Annotated in this window: 21 protein-coding genes and 4 pseudogenes; 13 read left to right on the top strand and 12 right to left on the bottom strand. The window is 67.3% G+C overall.

The features are described from left to right. The first annotated feature begins 136 nt into the window (after positions 1 to 136). The 4 genes from AB0J12_RS38805 (at position 137) to AB0J12_RS38790 (ending at position 2,416) form a co-directional block, all read left to right on the top strand. Positions 137 to 772, top strand: coding sequence for a helix-turn-helix domain-containing protein (locus tag AB0J12_RS38805; protein WP_363269516.1), 636 nt, complete (start codon positions 137 to 139; stop codon positions 770 to 772). Further along, the gene (locus AB0J12_RS38800; RefSeq protein ID WP_363269517.1) at positions 703 to 1,296 is read left to right on the top strand and encodes an IS630 family transposase; all 594 of its coding nucleotides are present in this window, start codon (positions 703 to 705) and stop codon (positions 1,294 to 1,296) included. The genes AB0J12_RS38805 and AB0J12_RS38800 overlap by 70 nt, the downstream gene beginning before the upstream one ends. A gap of 65 nt (positions 1,297 to 1,361) precedes the next feature. Beyond that, positions 1,362 to 1,655 carry a hypothetical protein gene (locus tag AB0J12_RS38795; protein ID WP_363269514.1) on the top strand — a complete coding sequence of 98 codons (294 nt, stop codon included), beginning with the start codon at positions 1,362 to 1,364 and terminating at the stop codon, positions 1,653 to 1,655. 182 nt (positions 1,656 to 1,837) lie between these two features. Beyond that, entirely contained in the window at positions 1,838 to 2,416 is a 579-nt protein-coding gene (locus tag AB0J12_RS38790) for a hypothetical protein (RefSeq protein ID WP_363269513.1), read from the top strand. A 422-nt stretch (positions 2,417 to 2,838) separates the two neighbouring features. On the opposite strand, the gene AB0J12_RS38785 is transcribed toward AB0J12_RS38790, so the two are convergent. From AB0J12_RS38785 to AB0J12_RS38770, 4 genes and pseudogenes are all read right to left on the bottom strand, one after another. After that, the gene (locus AB0J12_RS38785) at positions 2,839 to 3,108 is read right to left on the bottom strand and encodes a hypothetical protein (RefSeq protein ID WP_363269512.1); all 270 of its coding nucleotides are present in this window, start codon (positions 3,106 to 3,108) and stop codon (positions 2,839 to 2,841) included. A gap of 346 nt (positions 3,109 to 3,454) precedes the next feature. Continuing rightward, on the bottom strand, positions 3,455 to 3,958 hold the full coding sequence (locus AB0J12_RS38780) for a hypothetical protein (RefSeq protein ID WP_363269511.1): 504 nt from the start codon (positions 3,956 to 3,958) through the stop codon (positions 3,455 to 3,457). 934 nt (positions 3,959 to 4,892) lie between these two features. After that, the gene (locus AB0J12_RS38775; RefSeq protein WP_363269520.1) at positions 4,893 to 5,294 is read right to left on the bottom strand and encodes a hypothetical protein; all 402 of its coding nucleotides are present in this window, start codon (positions 5,292 to 5,294) and stop codon (positions 4,893 to 4,895) included. Beyond that, positions 5,293 to 5,457, bottom strand: a pseudogene (locus AB0J12_RS38770) (IS5/IS1182 family transposase); the annotation flags it as partial. The gene AB0J12_RS38775 and the pseudogene AB0J12_RS38770, both read right to left, overlap by 2 nt. Positions 5,458 to 5,554: 97 nt before the next feature. Here AB0J12_RS38770 and AB0J12_RS38765 point away from each other — a divergent pair. Further along, positions 5,555 to 5,800: a hypothetical protein gene (locus tag AB0J12_RS38765; RefSeq protein WP_363269510.1), complete on the top strand. Its 246-nt coding sequence runs from the start codon at positions 5,555 to 5,557 to the stop codon at positions 5,798 to 5,800. A gap of 130 nt (positions 5,801 to 5,930) precedes the next feature. On the opposite strand, the gene AB0J12_RS38760 is transcribed toward AB0J12_RS38765, so the two are convergent. Both AB0J12_RS38760 and AB0J12_RS38755 read right to left on the bottom strand, forming a co-directional pair. Next, positions 5,931 to 6,530, bottom strand: coding sequence for a hypothetical protein (locus AB0J12_RS38760; protein WP_363269509.1), 600 nt, complete (start codon positions 6,528 to 6,530; stop codon positions 5,931 to 5,933). Positions 6,531 to 6,787: 257 nt separating this feature from the next. Further along, a complete protein-coding gene (locus AB0J12_RS38755) occupies positions 6,788 to 7,162 on the bottom strand; it encodes a transposase (protein WP_363269508.1) in 375 nt (124 codons plus the stop codon). Positions 7,163 to 7,255: 93 nt separating this feature from the next. On the opposite strand from AB0J12_RS38755, the pseudogene AB0J12_RS38750 reads away from it, so the two are divergent. Together AB0J12_RS38750 and AB0J12_RS38745 are read left to right on the top strand one after the other, a co-directional pair. Next, positions 7,256 to 7,483: pseudogene (locus AB0J12_RS38750) on the top strand (IS5/IS1182 family transposase); the annotation flags it as partial. A 37-nt stretch (positions 7,484 to 7,520) separates the two neighbouring features. Then, positions 7,521 to 7,919, top strand: coding sequence for a hypothetical protein (locus AB0J12_RS38745; protein WP_363269519.1), 399 nt, complete (start codon positions 7,521 to 7,523; stop codon positions 7,917 to 7,919). 72 nt (positions 7,920 to 7,991) lie between these two features. On the opposite strand, the gene AB0J12_RS38740 is transcribed toward AB0J12_RS38745, so the two are convergent. Continuing rightward, the gene (locus AB0J12_RS38740) at positions 7,992 to 8,531 is read right to left on the bottom strand and encodes a hypothetical protein (RefSeq protein ID WP_363269507.1); all 540 of its coding nucleotides are present in this window, start codon (positions 8,529 to 8,531) and stop codon (positions 7,992 to 7,994) included. A 243-nt stretch (positions 8,532 to 8,774) separates the two neighbouring features. Then, positions 8,775 to 9,533 (bottom strand): hypothetical protein, encoded by a 759-nt coding sequence (locus tag AB0J12_RS38735; protein WP_363269506.1) that lies wholly within the window; start codon positions 9,531 to 9,533, stop codon positions 8,775 to 8,777. A 1,397-nt stretch (positions 9,534 to 10,930) separates the two neighbouring features. Here AB0J12_RS38735 and AB0J12_RS38730 point away from each other — a divergent pair. Together AB0J12_RS38730 and nrdR are read left to right on the top strand one after the other, a co-directional pair. Continuing rightward, on the top strand, positions 10,931 to 11,143 hold the full coding sequence (locus tag AB0J12_RS38730; RefSeq protein WP_363269504.1) for a hypothetical protein: 213 nt from the start codon (positions 10,931 to 10,933) through the stop codon (positions 11,141 to 11,143). 171 nt (positions 11,144 to 11,314) lie between these two features. After that, positions 11,315 to 11,749 (top strand): annotated as a pseudogene (gene nrdR, locus AB0J12_RS38725) (transcriptional regulator NrdR); the annotation flags it as partial. 110 nt (positions 11,750 to 11,859) lie between these two features. On the opposite strand, the pseudogene AB0J12_RS38720 reads toward nrdR, so the two are convergent. Both AB0J12_RS38720 and AB0J12_RS38715 read right to left on the bottom strand, forming a co-directional pair. Further along, positions 11,860 to 13,104: pseudogene (locus AB0J12_RS38720) on the bottom strand (IS3 family transposase). Positions 13,105 to 13,200: 96 nt separating this feature from the next. Continuing rightward, positions 13,201 to 13,377: a hypothetical protein gene (locus tag AB0J12_RS38715; RefSeq protein WP_363269503.1), complete on the bottom strand. Its 177-nt coding sequence runs from the start codon at positions 13,375 to 13,377 to the stop codon at positions 13,201 to 13,203. A gap of 123 nt (positions 13,378 to 13,500) precedes the next feature. Here AB0J12_RS38715 and AB0J12_RS38710 point away from each other — a divergent pair, with 123 nt between their 5' ends. Further along, on the top strand, positions 13,501 to 14,028 hold the full coding sequence (locus tag AB0J12_RS38710) for a hypothetical protein (protein WP_363269502.1): 528 nt from the start codon (positions 13,501 to 13,503) through the stop codon (positions 14,026 to 14,028). Between the two features lie 197 nt (positions 14,029 to 14,225). Continuing rightward, positions 14,226 to 15,266, top strand: coding sequence for a DUF4238 domain-containing protein (locus AB0J12_RS38705; RefSeq protein WP_363269501.1), 1,041 nt, complete (start codon positions 14,226 to 14,228; stop codon positions 15,264 to 15,266). A gap of 14 nt (positions 15,267 to 15,280) precedes the next feature. On the opposite strand, the gene AB0J12_RS38700 is transcribed toward AB0J12_RS38705, so the two are convergent. After that, a complete protein-coding gene (locus AB0J12_RS38700; protein ID WP_363269500.1) occupies positions 15,281 to 17,920 on the bottom strand; it encodes a Helicase associated domain protein in 2,640 nt (879 codons plus the stop codon). Next, positions 17,917 to 18,483 (bottom strand): hypothetical protein, encoded by a 567-nt coding sequence (locus AB0J12_RS38695; RefSeq protein WP_363269499.1) that lies wholly within the window; start codon positions 18,481 to 18,483, stop codon positions 17,917 to 17,919. The genes AB0J12_RS38700 and AB0J12_RS38695 overlap by 4 nt, the downstream gene beginning before the upstream one ends. 151 nt (positions 18,484 to 18,634) lie before the next feature. On the opposite strand from AB0J12_RS38695, the gene AB0J12_RS38690 reads away from it, so the two are divergent. Both AB0J12_RS38690 and AB0J12_RS38685 read left to right on the top strand, forming a co-directional pair. Continuing rightward, positions 18,635 to 18,928 (top strand): hypothetical protein, encoded by a 294-nt coding sequence (locus AB0J12_RS38690; RefSeq protein ID WP_363269498.1) that lies wholly within the window; start codon positions 18,635 to 18,637, stop codon positions 18,926 to 18,928. Positions 18,929 to 19,041: 113 nt separating this feature from the next. After that, positions 19,042 to 19,209, top strand: coding sequence for a hypothetical protein (locus AB0J12_RS38685; RefSeq protein ID WP_363269497.1), 168 nt, complete (start codon positions 19,042 to 19,044; stop codon positions 19,207 to 19,209). The last annotated feature ends 422 nt before the right edge of the window (positions 19,210 to 19,631 follow it).

Raw genomic sequence — 19,631 nt, 5'->3', positions numbered from 1 at the left:
CCGCGGCCAACTCCCCACCCAGCACACCCGCTCAACGACCGAACCGATCAAACGGACACGCCACCGGCGAATGAACCTGACCAAGCACTACTAGTGCTGGGTTCCTCTTTCACTGGGTATGAGTCCTGGTGGCGGGGTGGTTGGGCTGTTCGGGGGCGGGTGCTGGACGGTGGTGTTACGGGCACGGCCGAGCCGTGACGAGATCGAGGAACGGCTCGTGCATCGGCTGGCGCGGGCGCGCAAGGCGCCTCGTGATCTGGTGGTGCGGACACGGATGGTCGAGCTGAGCTGGTCCGGACAGCGAGTGCCTGCCATCGCGGACGAGTTGAGGTGCAATCCCAAGACGGTTCGCCGGTGGCTGCACCGCTTCAACCGCTTCGGCCTGGACGGGCTGGAGGACCTCGGTGGACAGGGCCGGAAGCGGCGGATCACCGAAACGGAACGCTCAAGAATCATCGGCCTGGTCAGACAGCCGCCTCCAGGTCGGCTGACCGTGCAGGCCGACGGCGAGCTTGCCGCGGTGGATGAGTCGGGGTCGCCGGAGTGGACCCTCGACGCGCTGGCCGCCGAGGCCGGACGGATGGGCATCGAGGTCGGTCGCAGCCAGGTCCGTCGGATCCTGTTGACTGAGGGCGTGCGCTGGCGCCGCGCCCGGTCCTGGACCCGGTCGAAGGACGCAGACTTCGAGGGAAAAGGACCAGGATCATCGAGCTCTACACCTGCCCGCCCGAAGGCGCGACGCTCGTCTGCGCCGACGAGCTCGGACCGGTGATCCCCCGTACCTTCCCGCCGGCGCCGGGCTGGTCGCCGGACGGTCACCGCATCAAGTCCGAGGTCGACTACGGTCGCGGGCCGGAGAAGACCTGGGTCTACGGCGCCCTGCGAGTACGAGACGGGCAGGAAATCACCATGACCGCCTCCTCCCGCAACAGTGCCTTCTACCAGCAGTTTCTCCACAAGGTTGAGACGGCCAATCCCTCCGGAGACATCTACGTCGTCACCGACAACCTGTCCTCGCACAACAGCCTGTCCACCCGCACCTGGCTGGAGGACCATCCGAGAATCCGGCACATCTTCATCCCCGTCGGCGCCTGCTGGCTCAACCTCCAAGAAGGCTGGTGGCGCATCTTCCGCAAAGCTGCCCTCGCCGGCCAGTCCTTCGCCGGACCACCCGAGATTAACCAGGCCACCCGCCTGGCAACAGCCCAGCTCAACGCACGAGCCCGACCCTGGATATGGGGAAGACCGGTACCCTCAACCCGCGTCCTACGCCGCCGATACGTGTACTCCGTTTGAGGAATCCAGCATTAGGCAGTGTCCCGTGGATCACTGCGTGAGGTAATTGGTCAATGAGTTACTTCATGTACGACGTCATGGGCGGGACGGTCGACGAACCCGATCCGGAGACGATGAAGCAAGTGCTCGGCGGCCTAGCGCAGGCCGATGACGAGCACCCCGACGTGTCGCTGACCCATGAGAGCGGGTGGTGCCTCAGCGCGTTCCGCGGCGGCCTGCTGGTCTGGGAGAACCCGGACGACGACTCGGTGGCCCCGGGCGAGATGCGCGATGTCGCTCGCGAGGAGATTCTCCGGCTCTTTGGGCTGCTGGCAGTGGGTGACACCGCATCGGTTGACGCGCTCCCTTGGCAGAGGTGACTGGTCTTCCTCTCAGGCTCGCGTCCAGAGGAAGATCGCTGCGACATGAAGTGCCGCGAGGTAGTGCACGGCAATCAGCGGGTTCCGGGATCACTGCAGTGATGCCTCTCCGGCTGGACCAAGACCCTCACCGACCCCCGCCTCTGCGCGGCCAACGTCGACCGCCTGGGTGGCCCGCTGCCGTGCGCACCGAGGAGCTGGAGAGCGGCCAGGTGCGCGAGTACCGCACCCGGCGTCAGCTGTGGGAGTACGCCGACTCCAGCCCGCGGGCCGGAACGGCCGGCCGTCGGCCGGCGAAAGGGCCGGACCCCCGGCTCGCCCTGGCGGTCGAAGCCCTGGCCGCCGAGCCCGGCCGGAAGCCGGGGGACATCGCCGCCACCCTCGCCGAGCGCCACGGCGGAGGCCTGAGCACCTGGAAGCGAATCGTCACCCAGTGGCCCGTAGTACGACCGGGACGGCCGGCCGACGAACCCGCCGCGCCCTCGGGAAGCGGTCACGACGAGGCGGCCATCCGCCGGATCGGGCGCGGCCCGGGGATGGTCTTCCACGCGGACGCTCTGAACAGCCCGTTCTTTCAGGACGTGCCGCTGGACAAACGCTTCGCTGCGATCGTCAGGGTCGTCGACCTGCTGTTGCGTAAGCCGTCCAAGGGCAGGGTCAGCGTCGGCGAGAAGGCGATCACGGTCACGGGAAACAAGGTCACGCTCACGCTGACGCCCGACTGCCGGATGGTCCGCACGCTGAAACCCGCCGACGCGTAACACTCTGGCGCTGTACCGACCTATGCGCTGGCCGCTGCCGCCTCGCCGCTGATCAGGCGGACGGAGGGCACGGCCTGGACCGCTCAGGCGATCGTGGCATCCCGCCGCCTTCACCACGCGCCCGTGGCGCTGCGGCGTCCGGCCGCTTGACGGCCTTCATTCCCTCCTGCGGCCAGAAGTACGTCCGGTGGGTGATGGTCGTGGAGCCGTCGAGATCCACGGAGCCTTGGTCTGCGACACGGCCGTCGGCCCAGTCCTGCCGGGCGACGACGGTCGCTTGCCGCCAGCGCCGGCGGGACCACACCAGCAGTGCCGGCGGGTCCGTGCTCGAATACGGCGTCACGACCGGTTCGGGCCCGTCCTCCGGGCGCCAGGGCCGTGCCGGGACCGGCTCTGCCCGCTCATCCGCCATGCGTTCGATTCTAGGCGCCGGCGAGGCGGTCGCATGCCCGGCAGATGCTGCGGACGTGTCCGCCCGGCGGGTACCAGGTGGGGAAGGTATCCGCCGGGATATCGCCGGGGACGGGCCGTATGTCGTGCGCGTCCATGTCGCACAAGGTGTACGGCCCCGGCTGGCCACTCGCGTCAGCGTCGGTTGCGTGCACCGTGCCGATTGCTTCTCCGCCGGACAGCCCTCCGAAGGTCCGGACGGGCTGTACGACCGGTTCGTAGACCGCTGCATAGCCGTTCATGCAGGCGACGCTAACGCCGGGCATCGCCTCCGGCAGCCGGAGCCGCAGCAGTTCGGGCCCTGGTGGACGTGCGCGGCGGCCGCTGGCGTCGGACCGTGTCAGAGCTGGGAGACAGTTTGTCTTCCCCCGTTGGAGTGACCGGCTCCCCAGGCGTAGACGCTGGTGCGGCGAGGGCCCGGCTTTCCCTCCCACCGGATGCCGGGCCCTCGTCCTACGGCAGCGGGTTGACCTCCCCGGGCGCCGCTCACACCCGGTTCTCGTCCCGCCGTGGAACGCGCGCCCGGCATCTCGTCGCTGGGGAGAGTCATGGCCGCGCAGTACCGGCAACGTCAGGTCGGATCGGCGGTCAATCGCCGATTAGGCGCTGAGGCTGACCATTGTTCTTACGCTGCCACCTCAAGCCGACCTCGTCGACGAACCTGAAGGTCACGTTGAGTCCCTCTCGCTCCTGAACGAAGCTCGGGAGCCTCCCGGCGCTCTTACCGGGGGCCAGTGGCGCCCGGTAGGGCACCGCCCCCTGTTCGCCACCGAGGATCTCTAGATCAAAAACTGGACCACTGCTGTGGTTGACGATCGACCAGTAGTCGTTGTACAGCCTGCTCAACGAGGGCGGAGCCTTCTCCCCAGGGTGCAGGCGTAGATACTCTGCACATTGATCGTCCACAGTGATGACCGAAACAGCCACCAGTCGCGCCTGTGCTGCCTGCCGATCGCGTAGCTCGGCGTCCCGCTGGCGGCCATCACGGATGGCAACCCATGCAGCGACGATTGCCACAACGAGAGTGCCGCCAGCCACAGCGAAGTTCGTCCCAATCAGCCACCGTTCCGACGGGCTGGCACTGTTCGTCATGACTGCATTTCGCCAGCGCTGAGGCCACAAACGCAAACGACACGCGCATGTGGCTCTGACCATTCGCTGAGAGTGCTATAGCCTCAGCCAGCACGTCAGCTCTTGCCTCCAGGTTCAGGCGCGGGACGGACAGCACTCAGAGTTACGGACTTCGCGCCCCACTGGCGAATACGCGCCACATCAACATGTGAGCCCACCAGTCTCGTCCTCCCACACCATCCGGGTCCAGCGTTCCCCGCCGTAGAAGGCCCTCAGCCGCTCACCGTGGCACTGTCCGGGGCCGGTTCGTCGACTTCGCAGCGGCCGCCGACGAGCCACCCAGCCACATCATCGCCGTCCGTACGGATGAGCGTGAACCGGCGCGCGGCCGGTTCGGGCCGCTGCTCATACAACTGCCGCCACCGGTCATTTCCCGTCATCCTCGAACCTCCTCGATCAAACACGAACCAACATGCGTGTAAAGCTGTTCAGCCTCCGGCATATGACTCTGACATTCTCAAAACCACTACAAGTGGATCTATGCAAGGGGTTCCACGAGTGACTCACGGGTCGCTTAGCGTGACTCAATGGAAACGGAGCACTTGGCAGAGCTCGCCCCTGAAGAGGTGCGGGACCAGGTCATGCGGTACGAGGAAGGCCTTCGCCACCTCGCCAAGCAGCTTGGTCACGGTGGGCAGTTCGAGGCTCGCTGGGCACTGCGCGACGCCGCAGACTTACTGCTCAGCGCCGGCCGCAATCTCGCGGCCGAAGGGCCTCGCAGGACCGGCCGAGTCCGGTGCCTGCAGTCCGCCGCCCGGTAACACCTCGCGCGTACCCCCCCCCACGCACCATCACGCGCTCCCTGCGTGCCAAGGGTTGGGAAAACAGCCCCTGGCACGCAGAACCCTCCGCCACGGCGGAGACCCCACCGCAAGCGATGGCGGCCTCCAGGCCCTCAGCCCACCCCCTCCGGGCTCGGCGGCCGCCGCAGCGCATCCATCGCCGCCACCTGGAACTCGAACCGCGCCACTTGCGCCCTGGCCAGCACCGGATGCCACTCATCCCAATGAGGGCAACTGGCGCCAGCCTGCGACTGCCCGCCGATCACATCCACCATCGCCCGGAACGTCTCCCTCAGCTCCCGCATGCAGACGTCGACGCTCTGCGGGCCGAGGAACTCCACCCGCTCAAGGTCCTTCCTCACCGCACGCCAGGAGTCCTTGCACAGATGGTCGGCCACCGCCCCAGGATCAAGCCCCTCGCCGTCCTCCGCGTAGGCGTGGACCCGGGCCTCCCAGGACTCCTGCAGCGCCTCCAAGTCCTCGACCGCGGTGTCCCAGGTGTCCTGGAAGGCCAAGTAGGACGTGGTCCTCCAGGGGCAGGCTCCACGGCCGGCCTCGTCGGACCGTGTCCGCTCCCTCGCGACGCAGGGCGGTCACCAGTTTGCTGAAGCAGCGCGGCCTCAGCCCGGTGAACGGGCCTATCCAGGACGGCTGTGACGCCGTGATCACACCAGACACGAGGAGATCGTCCCACCGCGTTGCGAACTGCCCGTGACGGAGGCACACATGGACACAGACTTGGTTCAGTCGTCTGGAAGGAGCGGCGGAGCGTTTCGTGATCCCCCTGCGTCTGAACGAGGGGTTCGACGAGCAGACGCTCGTTCAGTTGCGGGAGGAGATCGAGCGGTGCGGCACGGCGTGGCGGGGAGCAACCAAGGTACCGAAGCGCGCCGCATTGATCCTCGCCGAACTCTTCCCAGCGATCGCGGCTTGCGCCTGGCTGTACGAAGGCGACATGCGTCAGCGGATCCAGGAGGCCGGGCTGATGGTGTGGGAGGCCGTGACCGTTGCTCTGGACTGAACGCCTCCCATGCCGCCGTGCCACCGACCATCCTGTAGGCGCCAGCCTGAAGAGGCGCGAGTCGGCAGCACAGCAGGCGCTAGGGACGGGCCGAGTATTGCGGGACAAGCCTTAACTGCAAGGCCGTTCTTTATTGCCCCGGATCGCTGTTTGAGAGGGTGGAGCAAAGATCCGCCCAGTGCGAGTTCACTGCATCCTCAGGTCGCGGATAGCCCATCTGCCGCAGCGCCTTCACGTACTTTCGCGCGTAGGCCATCATGGTGATCTCTGCGTCGCTGTTGCCTTTCTGATCAGATGCGAAGGCGGTATCCGACTCGTCAGCGGCCGACTTCAACGTTGACACGGAGGCGGCGCCGGCTTCGCAGTCACTTGACGACGGGTACCGGGCATAGTCTGTTGCGCCGAGGTGACGCGTCTCCGTCACTGTAGGCGGCTCGACCCAGGGGAAGTCTGCCGTGGAGGTGGGTGCCGAAGTGCCGAGGTCGTTCCCGGGCGGCACCGTAGCCGAGGCCGAGCCCTGACCGCACTGTTTGTTGACATAGGAACGCAGCTTCTCCATCTGTTCGTTCGGATGTCCCTGCTGGATTGAGTTGCTGAGCAGCATGCCTTGAGCCTGGACAGCGATCCGGTAGATATCCGATTGGCTTCCGTATTGGAACAGGAGCGGTTTGAGATCAAGGCCGCTCTGCCCAGCGTTGAGCGCGTCCACGGTCTGCTTAAGGGCGTCCATCACGACCAGGGAGCAGGTTTCTGTCGGCGAGCGAAGGGGTGCGGTGGAATTCTGTGTATCTGATGTCTTCGATGCTGACGCTGTTGCCTCGCTGTCGTCCGCGGGCCGCTGGTCAGCAAGCGTCCCGATCCAGATACCGGCGCCGAGGACAACGAGGGCGGCAACTCCGAGAAGTGGCCACGTTCGCTTCTTGGGGTGCGGCACGGTAGGCGGGTGCTCTGGCACTGGCGGGATGGCAGGACCATCGGGGGAGTCGGTCACGCTACTTGGCCGATCTTGTGAAGGTTGTGTGCTGGAGATATGATCATGCCAGGGATTTCGTTGGTCTGATGGGTAGTTGAGCTGTCTCTCCTGAGGTCCGCGCCTGATCGCGACTGACCGTGATCCCTGTAGCGCTGGCGCTCACCGTCGCCCGGGCTGCAGTACAGGGCCACCCGCTGGATCGAAATGTCGTCTGTCGCGTCGGCCTTCGCCTGGGCGCCCGGAGTATCCGGGCCGAACGCCCCGTCAGCGGCCCACCGGCGGAAACGGGTGTGGAGCGTGGTCCACGGGCCGTACCTTTGGGGCACATTCTGCCGCGACCCGGTGCAGAACTTCCCCACGATCCAGTTCAGCACCTTCCGGTCGTCCATCCGGGGCCGCGCCAGCGCGCGGCAGCAGCGGCTGCACGAGATACCACTCGGCATCGGACAGTTCATGGCGACGTGGCCGTCTACGACTGCTGCTACTACGCGGCCTGGCGCGACGCGGCACGGACGTGAAGATCAATGATCTGCTTCGCTGGCAGGTCCGCGAGAAGGCCGGGTGGTCGGAGGACCCGAGTCTGGTCGTGGTGGACACCCAGAGCGTCCACGCGCGAGCGCGGACTGGCGGTCGATGTCCTCGGCCTGGTCATCGCCTTGACCGTGCTGGCCGCAAGCGCCCACGACAGCGCGTTCTGTATCGCGATGCTGCTGAAGGCCAGGAAGTGCTCGCGACCTCGCCCTCTTTTTGCCGTGGCGCGAGCCGGCCGACGCCGCCCGCTACACCGTCGTCGGCTCACCCGCCCTGACCACCCACGCACCCGGCCCCCTAGGTGCCCTTGCCGCTGCGGTTCCCGGACTGCTGGCGGCCACCACCGTCAACGTGTCCGGCGACGCCGGCCCTTACGATCGCGGGCTGGCCATCACCCTCGCCGAAGTCGACGAGTTCCTCACAGGCGCCGGCCTCGACGCGGTGGTCATGGACGGGGGCGTCTGCCCGGCAGCCAACCACCTCACCATCATCGATTGCGCCGGCGAACAGGCCCGCCTCGTTCGCGCAGGTCTCGTTCACCCGCGGGCAGTCGCCTCCGTCATCGGCCACACAAAGGCGCCTCCAGGCCAGGATTGCCGGCACGGGCGGAACTGACCAGGCCTCCGTACCGCCCCGCGGCCCCCGATCACGGGTGGCGGCCGGGGGCCGGGGCAGTGCGCTGTCTGGTTAGCCGAGGGTGGCGGCGAATTCTCCGTTCTCGGCTTGTTCGGCGGTCATCTGGACGGTGCCCCGGTGGCTGACCTCGACCTTGTAGAAGTTTTCGCCCTTCGGCACGTCTTGGACGGCGACGTCGTACGCGCAGGTTCCGTAGCTGGTTGACGTGCTGTCGCCGAGGTATCCGGTGGCGATCACGCTGCCGTCCGCCCCGTACACAGTGACGGACGCACCTTCGCTGATGTCGTCGTAGCCGCCGGTGCCCTGGCAGCCGCCGGCGTCGTTGTCGGTGGCGTCTTCGGTGAGGGTGAAGGTGCCTTTGAGCGTGAACGTGGCGGGTTTGCCGGCTGTGCTATTGGCGGTGATGGCCCAGGTTGCGCCGACGATGCCTGCACCGACGAGGAGGCCGAGGAGTCCTGCGGCGAGCCAGCTCGGGCGGCTGCGCGGTGGCGCGGCCGGGGCGATGGCGGGTGGCTCGGATGGGGGCGGCGGCGTCGGGGCCTGCTCGCTGGTGGGCGGCGTGGTGGGTTGCTCGGGAATGCTGCTCGTCATGGTCCCCCCCCATGGAGGCGTGCGGTGCCGGAGTGCTGCTGCGGCGGCGCGCCCAGTCGGGGAAATCCTCGAGGGCGCATGGCTGGTTGTACGCGGGTTGCGGGGCGGTGACGGGGCCGGCCGTCATGCCCGATGCAGTGGTGTTCATGATCCCGTGAGCATTGAGGATGCTACGTCCGTGCGGCCGGCCCATTCCGACGTGACCGGTGGCCCCTTTCGTCTGCCACGTTCGCGTGCTGGGTGCTATCCGGCCCACACGGTGTAGACGGCGCGCGTCGCCTTTTCGAGAGCGGGGATGCCGGTCCACTGCTCGCGGTAGCTCATACCTGCGGGAAGGGTGCTGGGTGCGTTGTCCGACGTGCCGGTGTCTCCGCCGACCACCTGGCTGGCCGCGTTGTAGAGGATGACCTGTTGCGTGACCATGCCCTTGAGGTCGCCGTGGGTGCTGTTGGTCACCTTCGCAGTCAGGTTGTACGAGTACGGGTCCTCGGTGGTCAGGTCGTCGCGGCTGCCCTGGGTCAGCGTCAACTCACTGGTGCCGAGCATGGGCTGTTCAACGGATCCGGCCCTGCCGAAGGCATCCTTCGCCTCTGTGACGTCGATCTTGGCGGGGTTTCCGGTGAGGGGAGAGAAGCTGCCGCCGAGGCTGCCGAGGAAGTCGAACGTGGTGTGGGCGGGGATGTTCGGCAGAGTGTCTTGACTCGAGCCGATGATGGCGTCGGTCTCGTCCAAGGCGCGCACGTCAAGGGCGGCAGACGCCACGGAGCTGCTTGGGTTCGAGACCCGGGCGACGTACGTCACGGTCTTGTCGCCTGTGACGTCCTTGCCGGTGTGGCTCCAGACGAGACGGACGGCGATGCGGGCGCTGCTGGTCTGGTCGGGGACGACCGCGCTGCCACCGGCAGTGTGGTTGGCATCGCTGGCGGGCTTGTCGCTGCTGCACGCGGTGAGCGCGGCGGCGAGGACGGCGATGGTAGCGAGCCGGGCTGTTCTGACGTGCATGGTCCCCCCAGGACAGTGTCAATGCCTGTAATTTTGAAGGCCACGTGAAGTGCATGTACAGAACATGCACAATTCGTGGCGTATTCGTAACACGCCGGATGCCCGCCTTTTGAGAGTGACGCTCGATGCTTGCGGTTGGGGGACCGCCTTCGTGAGGACTCGCTTTATCCGCTTACCGGCACCGCACCATGGATCCCCTTCACTCGCCCTGACCAACACCGGCATCCGCCGGGCGGGGGCGCCCGGGGAGTAGTCGCGTCACGAGTCCGGCTCCACGTGGCGCAGCGCGTGGGCCACGGACCGGGGGAGGGTGCGGGGCCCAGGCCAACAAGGCACTGCGTGAACTCCAGGAGTGGCTGCGCGACCAGCGCGCCCGCACCGCCAGGGCTACCGCGCCCTGGCGGTGCGGGCAGGCTGCCACACCACCACCCTCCAGCGGGCCGCCTCCGGAGAGACCGTGCCCAAACTCCAGACCGTCCTCAGCTACGCCGGGGCTTGCGACGCCTCTCCGGAGGAAGCCCGCTCCGCCTGTGGCGCAACGCCCGCTACGGACAGACCCGCCAGACACGGCCGGGCCGCGGCCGACCCGCCCCGCGCCCGGAGTACGTCTACGACTTCGTCGATCTGAGCGCAGCCGTCCAGGACCTCTACGAGAAGGCAGGCTCACCACCGCTGCGCACCATGGAACAGCGCGCGGGCGGTTTCGGACACCTCTCGCGCAGCACCGCCCATCGCATCGTGACCAAGCAGGCGATGCACAGCCTCAGCAGTTCTAGGCGTACCTGCGAAGTACCCGAGGCGGATTGGCCGGATTGGGAAGCCGCCTGGACCCGTGCCTGGCGCCATGAGATGCGAGACGGATGGCTGAGCAGCGACTTGAACCTTCTTATGCGGCGGGCGCTGGACAGTTCCTATGTACGGGCCGCGCAAGGCCACACCCCGCGGCACAACATCGTCCTCACCCACAGCAACGGTGAAGAAGCCTCCGCGGGCGAGGGCACGCACCGTCGCCTGCGCCTGCCGGTTCGTGAGTCGCCGGCGCTCGCACGACGACGGAGGCGAAGCCAACGTGCCCGAGCCGAGCAGATGCAGTTCCCCCTCTCCATCGGCAACCCCGGCCTGGAAGAGCCTGTCCTTCTGATGCAAGGGTTGATCTGCCGCCCGCTCAATTCGGCACATAAGCCACGGTGGACACAACATGTAGGGCCTGGGGCACTAGATATTGTGGTTTCGGCTACCGCGGCTGAGGCTGCCTCAGCTATGCTCAGCACAGCCTTACGGTCAGTCAGATGCCGGAAGAGGTTCCCCAGCCGCGTGCCCTAGGAAGCTGTCGGCTGAGGCCCTCTCCGTTTGACGCCGCGCGGCACTCCGCTATCGACTAACAGAGAGAAAAGCGCATGACGTCCTTCCCTCACCGTACTCCAAACCCGCGTGAACGGGGTACCGGTCACCACCCCCCAGCAGGAACCCTGCTGGTCATCATCATCCTGATCACGGTCTGCACGTCCGCTGGACAGTGGGAGCTGGCGACAGCTCTGACGACCATGGCGATCGCGATCTACAGCCCGGGCACCGTGGTCCACATCCGCCACCAGTACGGCCGCTCGTAGGACAACACCGGTGGCCCGCCCCGTTCTTCGGGTGGGCCACCGACGCCTGCGCTGGCACCTCGCTGCTTACGAGGTAGCCAAGATGACGGTCCGAGACATGGGACCAATCCCCTTCGCGGAGCAGCCGACAGGCGACCTGCTCCCTCGATCACCTTTTGGAGGGTGGAGACGATGCACTGCCCCTTCTGTCGGCATCCGGACAGTCGCGTCGTCGACAGTCGTACCACCGATGACGGCACGTCGATCCGCAGGCGCCGTCAGTGCCCCGACTGCTCCCGTCGCTTCACCACAATGGAGACCTACTCCCTCATGGTGATCAAACGCAGTGGAGTTGCAGAGCCCTTCAACCGCACCAAGGTCATCAACAGCGTCCGGAAGGCGTGCCAAGGTCGCCCAGTCACCGAGGACATGATGGCCCAGCTGGGCCATCGAGTCGAGGAAGCGGTTCGCGCCACGGGGGCAGCGGAACTCACCACACACGACGTCGGACTGGCTGTGCTCGGTCCGCTGCAGGAACTGGACCACGTCGCATACCTGCGATACGCGTCGGTCTACAGGGCCTTCGACTCCCTCGATGACTTCGAGGCCGCAATCGAGGAGCTCCGCTCAAGTGCGGCCTGGAGACATCAGCTCAGGCCTGCATGAGGAGGCGGCCGAACCCGGAATCGCACGCGGCTTTTTTACCACATTGAAGCGCTCCGGGATCGGTGGAGACTCTATGGGTTGACTCCAGCCGCCGGTTGGGGCTGGTGTTGAGCGTAGTGGTTGGTCTCGTGCTCGTGGGGCGGGATGTCTCCGATGGCGGTATGGAGGCGCTGGTTGTTGAACCAGTCGATCCATTCCGCGGTGCGGAGTTCGACGTCGGCCTGGCCGTGCCAGGGCCTGCGGGGCTTGATCAGCTCCGTTTTGTAGAGGCCGATCTGGGACTCCATGAGGGCGTTGTCCAGGGCGTCGCCGACGGTGCCGATCGAGGCGTCGATGCCGGCCTCGAGCAGGTGGGCGGTGAACGCGAAAGAGGTGTATTGACTGCCCGCGTCCGAGTGATGAACGAGCCCGGGACCTGCGGGGATGCCGGCCCGATCGCGGCGCCACAGGGCCATGTCGAGGGCGTCGAGGACGAGCTTGGCCCGTTTGCTGGTGGCGGCCGACCAGCCGACGATCGCCCGGGAGAACACGTCCACGACGAAGGCGACGTAGACGATGCCGGACCAGGTGGCGACATAGGTGAAGTCGGCGACCCACCGCTCGTTCGGACGGGATGCGGTGAAGTCGCGTCTGAGCAAGTCACGGGCCCGCTCATGGCCGTCGTCGCGGATGGTGGTGTGGATCTTCTTCCCGCGTCGGGCGCCCTCAAGACCGAGGTCATGCATCAGCCGGGCGACCGTGCAGCGGGCCACGGGTATGCCCTCGCGGTGCAGTTGCCGCCAGACCTTCCGCACTCCGTAGACGCCGAAGTTGTCGGCGTGGACACGGCTGATCTGCGTCTTCAGCTCCGCGTCGCGGACCGACCGTGCACTGGGGGTGCGGTTCTTGGCGGCGTAGTAGGTGCTCGTCGCGATCTCCAGTCCGTGGCTGGTCAGGACTTTGCAGATCGGCTCGACTCCGAACACCTGCCCGGTGGGCGTCGATGAACGCTACGAGCGCTTCGACGGCCGGTCGAGCTCGGCCGCGAAGAAAGCCGAGGCCGCCTTGAGGATCTCATTCGCCCGGCGCAGCTCGGCGTTCTCGGCCCGCAGCCGCTTGATCTCCGCAACCTCCTGCGAAGTCACCCCGGGACGCTGGCCGGCGTCGACCTCACTCTTGCGGACCCACGTCCGCACGGTCTCGGCGGAACCGATGCCCAGCTTCGCGGCAACCGCCTTCATCGCGGCCCACTCAGTTGGGTAGTTGGGGCGGACCTCCGCGACCATGCGCACCGCACGCTCACGAAGCTCGGCGGGGTAAGGGGACGGACGGGCCATGACTCGATCCTCTCAGGGAATCGAGCCTCCATCAGACCCGGAGCGCTTCAGGTCGTGGGGACGGCGTCCATGGGCTCGGTCATCGCGGTATTCCTGTCAGGCGTGCAGCTGAACGGGATAGCCCTGGTCATCGATCTCCCGCAGAACGCCGACAGCGAGCATGAGGGCGATCATGGCGTTGGCAGCGGTGCACTGGACGGTGCCGGTAGCGTGGGCGGTGGCGTGCCGGTTGAAGCCGTCCGAGGCCAGCCGTGCATCGAAGCCGTTCGTCACCCAGACCCCTCCCTTGTGCGTTGGAACATCTTCCGGCATAGCGGCCTGCGCTGACCAGGTCACGAGCGGCTGGGGGTTGAGCCGGAGGGAACACTGCCCGGAATCTCCGGTACACATGGCGGCGTGAAGCTAGGCGACCTCAGCCCACTGATGACCCGCCGCCGCGAAGGCAGCGGCTTCAGCTATGACCATTTCCGAGCCCACCCTGCACTGGCATCGCTGCACTGGCCGGACGACGTCCTCGAGCAGTTTCTCTTCGATCACGGTGACAACGGCGCCTTCGTGCATGACTACGGCGGCATCGACCTGCGCGAGGTCAGATGGCAGCTTGAGACGATCCCGGCCGCTGACTTCAATGAGATGCCGACCGGAGCGTCCGATGCCGACTGTATCGAGAGCTACGCAAAGAACCCGGTGTACTGGGTCGAACTTCGCCCTCACAAGGTAGGGCATCACTGGGAAGAGCACGGGACGTGGATGCGTCCACCTGTCCTGATCGACAGACGGCTCCTAGCCCCATCAAACAGCGGCCTTCAGGTCCTGGAGGGCAGAACACGTGTCGGCGTCCTGCGTGGACGCCTGCGCGAGGGGCTGCGCGTCGCGTCTCACCACCAAGCCTGGGTCGGACGTCCACGGAACGCCCCGGACTAGAAGGCGGCATTGGTGAGCCGGACCCGTCGGGCAGCCCTGGCCGGGCGGGGCTAATCAGCCGTTTCCACGCGGTCGCAATAATTCGGGGCGGTCGGTAGACGGGCATTGAGAGAATCGGGCTGTCAACACCCGCACCGGCCGTGCCTACCGCGTACACCGCTGCAGCGCGGCCATCGAGCGGGAGGTAGGGGAGCGGCATGGAGTGGGAGCTGGTCAGCCGAGTGGCCAATCCGTGGGGCCAGGTCCCGGTGTCGGGCGGCGGCCAGGCGGTGAACCCACGCGTGCAGGAGTACATGGCGAACGTGGCGGCGGCAGCGGCACGACGCGACTGTGTCTCGCGCAGGCACCACTACGTTCCCCAGGCCTACATGAAGGCTTGGAGCCCCGATGGCAAGCGAGTACGGGTCTTGGACACGATCAACGGCTTTGACCGCCTCAGGGGCCTCCGAGACACCTGCGTTCGGGAAAACTTCTACCGCGTTACAGACCCTCTGGGCGCGCCGCACAATCAGGCTGAAGCGATGCTCTCCGTCATAGATGACGAGGCCGCAAGGCTTTTGCGCCTGCTGCGTGGATGGGAGCCAGACGACGACATGGACTTCGATGACTTCATGTCGCTCGCCGTGGTTCTCGCCTTCCAGCGCAACCGCACTCCACAGCGCAAGCGCCTGATGGAGGCGCAGGACACCTGGATGAGAAAGCGCGCACTGCAGGATACCCCGACCCTGACGACGACGGGATTCGTAGGGAGTCTCTTCCACAGCGCGTACGGGGCAGCCGACGAGCACTCCACGCGACAACTTGAGTTGTGGGACGACCCTCAAGCGCGGTTGATCACGAGCGACCAGCCAGTCATCCTGTCGACCGACGCCTCCGGCCGCTCTCCTTCGACACTGACGAGCCAATACCTTTGGTGGCCCCTCAGTCCTTCCCGCCTGCTCGTGCTTAGCCAGAACCTGCAGCCGCGAAAGATCGTCCATCGCATTTTGGCCCGTAGAGAGGTCGACCGACTGCGCGCGGCAGTCATCAGGAATGCTGAAGCAGCGGTCATCGCCCTTCCACAGGACACGGACCTTCCTGCCGGCCGAAGCCTGCGACGCAGACCGCAGCTGTCCGTAGACTGCACGCCCATCGATCCGAAGGCACACCGGTGTCGCATCGAGCTTGGCACTGGTTATGCGGCAGAGACCCTCGACCGGACATGCCGACCTTTGTGCGCCCTGGTGGCCATGAGGTAGTGCTGGCGCACCGATTACGCCCATTCGACGCCCAGCTTCCGCAGTGCGTCCAACTGCTCCGCAGTGAGACTGTCGCGCCTGGCCTTGGTGTTGCTGTACCAGATGCCGAGTTTGGTTTCGGTCCCGTCGGGCAAGGTCTCCACTGCCTTCCGCGGTACAGGCCGGTCCGGGCCTTCCCGTTCCACCCACTGGGCGAGGGCCGCGAGGCCGCGCTGGAAGGCTTGCTGTGCCTTGCTCGGGCCCTTGGTCGCACGCGTTGCTGCCGGGGCGGGAGACGGTGCCTCGGTGGGCGTCACGCCCAACTTGGCGAGCCGCTTCTGCTGCTCGGTGGACAGCTGGGCCCAGGTGCTCGCGTCTCGTTGCCTCACCAGCCATCGTCCGATGTCGTCGCCTTCGAACTGCACGCCGGGTGCGATGTGGGGGAGGCGGCCGTGGGGTTCGTCGGCGGCGAGGTCGGCGAGGATGCGGTAGTGGCGTTGCCAGTCCAGTGGCCACGGGCAGTTCCAGTCCGGGTCGATCGCGGCCAGCTGCTGCGCACGCGTGGCGGCCCGCTCCGGGTCTTTCCCGAGGCCGCCTTTGCGGCGGAGGTTGGCCATGTGCTGCCCGATGGGCAGCATCGCCTCGTCCTCGCCCCAGACCGCGTTCTGACGCGGGGCGAGGTGCCCGGTGGTCCTCCGGTACGAGCGGAGCGCGGCGAGTTTCTTCTCCCAGGCTTCTTCGCCGGGTTCCCAGACCATCCCGGCTTCTGGTGCGTCCAGCAGTTCCTTGCGGTGGGGATCGAGCTCCCCGGCCCTGAGTGCCTTCCGCTGCTGGTGCACCCACCTCCCCAGCGGAAAACCCTTCGTCACGCCCACTTCGACCTCGACGTCGTAGGGCACGGCATACAGGCCGGTGATTTCGTTCTCCGCCCGCCAGCGGAGCAGGGCCTGGTAGCCCTCAAGCCAGACCAGGGACTCGGGCCGGTAGACGCGGGTGCGCAGGAATGCGGCGATCGTGGCGGCGTTGCGCGGACTGGAGAAGTGGAGCAGCGCGGACTCGGCGGCGGCGTCGGTGTCGTCTTGCTCCTGGTCCTCGCCGTCGCCGCCGGCCCCGAGGATCCGCCCTTCCTCATCGCGCCGGACGTGCACCTTGCGCTTCCCGCTGGTGAGCGCGCGGGAGGCGAGCTGCTCGACGAGTCGTTCATCATGAGAGCGCAGGCCCTGGAGGACGGCTACAAGGGGGCGGAAGCTGGCGGAGGCGACCATGTCGGTCGGGTCCTCGCCGGGCTCCAGGAACACGGGCACGATGATCCGCGCGACCTTCGTGGTGCCGTCCCGGTTGGGCCTGAGCGCGCGGCCGATGTTCTGCACGATTTCCACCTGGGAGCCGCGGGTGTCGGCGAAGCACACGGCCTCCACTCCGCGGGTGCCGACGATGTCGACGCCTTCCCCGAGGACGCGGCAGCTGGCGAGGAAGGCGCGGTGGACCCGGCGCCCGGCGGCGTCGATGCCGTTGGCGAACTGGCGCAGCACCTCGCGCCGCTCGGCGACGAGGTGGTCGCCGCACAGCCACGCCGACCACACCCGGTCCGGCGGGACATGCCGGCCGGCCTCCAGCTCGTAGAACTCCGCGCCGATCGATGACTTCGGCAGCTCCTCCGCGGCCGCCAGGTCGTCGTCGGAGGCGTCGCCTGCGTACAGCTCTGCGGCCGTCTCCGGCATCTTCTCCGCGAACGCCATGGCCTCCTCCACCCTTTGGTGGAACGTCATGACCGTACGCAAGTTGTACGCCGCGGCGTGCTCCAGCAGCGCGGTCTGCAGGAGCGCCAGGCGCCGCCCCCGCTGCGCCTCCTCCGACTCCCCGGTGACGGGGGAGGGGTCGTGGATCTCCAGGACGTCGATCTCGAACCCGGCGAGGATGCCCCGCTCGATCGCCTCCGAGAGCCCCAGCTCGGCCAGCCACGGCCCGTAGGTCTCAGAGTCCTGGTCCATCGACGCAATCTCCAGCTCCTGGCCCGCGCCCTTCTGCGGCCGGGGCGAGGCCAGGATGCGCGGCGTCGCGGTCAGGTACAGCCGGAAGTCCGCCGGGATCCGCTGATTGTCGTGGATCGCCGCCCACGGCCTGCCAAGATCACCTGCGGTTGAGTGCGCCTCGTCCACGATCGCGAGGTCGAAGCCTGCCATCTGCTGGCCGTAGAGCTGCTCCCCGCCCGCCAGAGAGGCCTCCAGCGGCCCACGGACGTTCCCCTGACCGAACGGGTCCTCCGGGTCCTCGCGGTCCACGAGGGAGGCGTACGTGGCGAACACGACCACCGGCCCGGACCTGGCCCACAGGGCGAGCTGGATCGGGTTCGTAGTAGTGCGCACCCCCAGCGAGTTGAGCACCGGGTCGTTCTCCAGCGAGCACACCGCGACCATCGGGGCCCGGTGCCCCACCAAGCGCCAAGCTTGGGCGGTCTGCACGAGAAGGTCCAGGGTCGGCACGGTGACGAGGATCCGGCCGTTGGGGAAGCACTCCAGCGCGCACGCGGCGGCGGTGATGGTCTTGCCCGATCCGGTCGCGGATACGATCGTGCCTCTCGCACCCTCCGCCGACACGGATGATCTTGCAGGGAATCCAACCCATTTCCGGAACCGTGATTTTTGTTCCGCCTGGTGTTCTCGGAGCTGGATCAAAAGAGTTCTCCAGGCTCGGGCAGGATTTGTGTGACGGAAGCGATCCGGTATCCGCCGCGTTGGTAGAGGCCGCCGTCTCCTCCGTGGATGGCCCAGGCTCTCGCGGCCGCTTCATCGGGTGATGCCGCCATCAGGTGGACGGCGGGGGCAGGCATGTCCGGGCTGGAACTGCCGGCGGCGGGCGCAGCGTCGATCCGGTAGACGCGGTGCCGCCAGATTTCCACAGCCGCGACACCTGACCGCTCGGCCTCGGCCACGTCTGTCATCAACCGCTGCAGACGCCGCTCTTCATAACGGATGGCACGCGAGTCGCGGGCGGGCGCGTACGCGGCCATCCGCTCCTTCTCCATGAGACCGGCGATCCGCTCCCACTGAAGGCGCCGCAACTCCGCGATGAACACCTCGCTCAAGCGGTGCGGTTCGGGCGGGGCCGTCCTCGCCCTCCCGGCGCGTTCCCGAGCCAGGCATACCTGAGCGGCTATCCGACGGTGATCGAGTCCGGCAGCTTTCGCGACCACCCCGAGCCGGGCAAGCTCATGCGGCAGATACTCGTAGATCAACACGCAAACCGCTCCCCACCGGGTGTCCCTGAATTACGCCAATGCTACATGCTGCATCACATCGAGACGCAGACGTGCGAGACTCCCCGGAAAGCCCCTCCCCAAGATTCCTTCCGCCCTGATGGTCGTGGCACATCGGGGTACACGGCCCCGCATGGCACCGAAGACCGAACGCATCCAGTTCCTGCGGGCCGTGCGGCAGCTGCACCGCGTCCGCTCCTTCTACGCTGTGGGCGTCCTGCTGTGGGCGGACTCCGCGGCCTGGACCGGCTGGCAGGCACCCGGGAGCCGGCAGATGTGGGTGTCCGTCCTCCTCCTGGCCGTCTTCACCGGTCTCCTCGCCACCGCCGGCCTGTCCCTGCGGCGCCTCGCAGTCCCCCCGACAGGCCGGCCCGCGCATCACGCCGCCTCGCGCAAGGCGGCAAGTACCCGCCACGCCCACGCCTGAGAACCCGTCAGCCTGCCCGCACGGGCCGGCCAGGCCACTTCGGAGGCGCCGCCCATGTCTGTGGGGGCGGTGGCCGGGCATACGGGCTTCACTTCCTATGAGAGGGGCTCGTCATGCTCGGCATAGTCGGGGCAGTGCTGTTCTTCATCGCGTTCCTCATCAACTCGGCCGAGATCAGCACCAATCACACGTTCTCGTCAGTCAACGTCATGCTCCTGGGGCTGACCGCACTGGCCCTGCATGTTGCGGGAATCGGTAGCACTTGGTCCCGTAGACGCTGACCCAGCGTCAAGCCCCAGAACTCGCAGGGGCCAGACAGCCACCCCACCCCTATTGCCGCTCGGGCCGCAGGCCCGTTGGCCAGCCCCGCGCAGCGGGGCCGGCCTTCGTGGCGCGAAGCGCCACCCGGTGACCGGAGCGCAGCGGAGGCACCGCGGGTGAGGGCGTAGCCCCCACCCCGCTCCGGGAGCGCAGCGGACGGAGCGTCACCCGGGTTGCGCAGCAACCCGGCTGTGCTGACCGCGCAGCGGTCAGCCAGCGCTCCCGCGGAGCGGGAGCGCAACACCCGCGCGCAGCGCGGGTGTTCGCTTACACATCGCGCAGCGATGTGGTATCCCATGTCGCGGCCACCGTGCCGGACCTGCACCACGCCTGCGACTCCCACTACCCCTGGCAGTCGGAGGACGTCCTCACCGAGCGGCTG

It is taken from the genome of Streptomyces sp. NPDC049915 (genome assembly GCF_040656475.1).
Classification (GTDB): Bacteria; Actinomycetota; Actinomycetes; order Streptomycetales; family Streptomycetaceae; genus Streptomyces.
The sequence above is the reverse complement of the archived record's forward strand: the minus strand, read 5'-3'. Positions and strand labels throughout refer to the sequence as shown.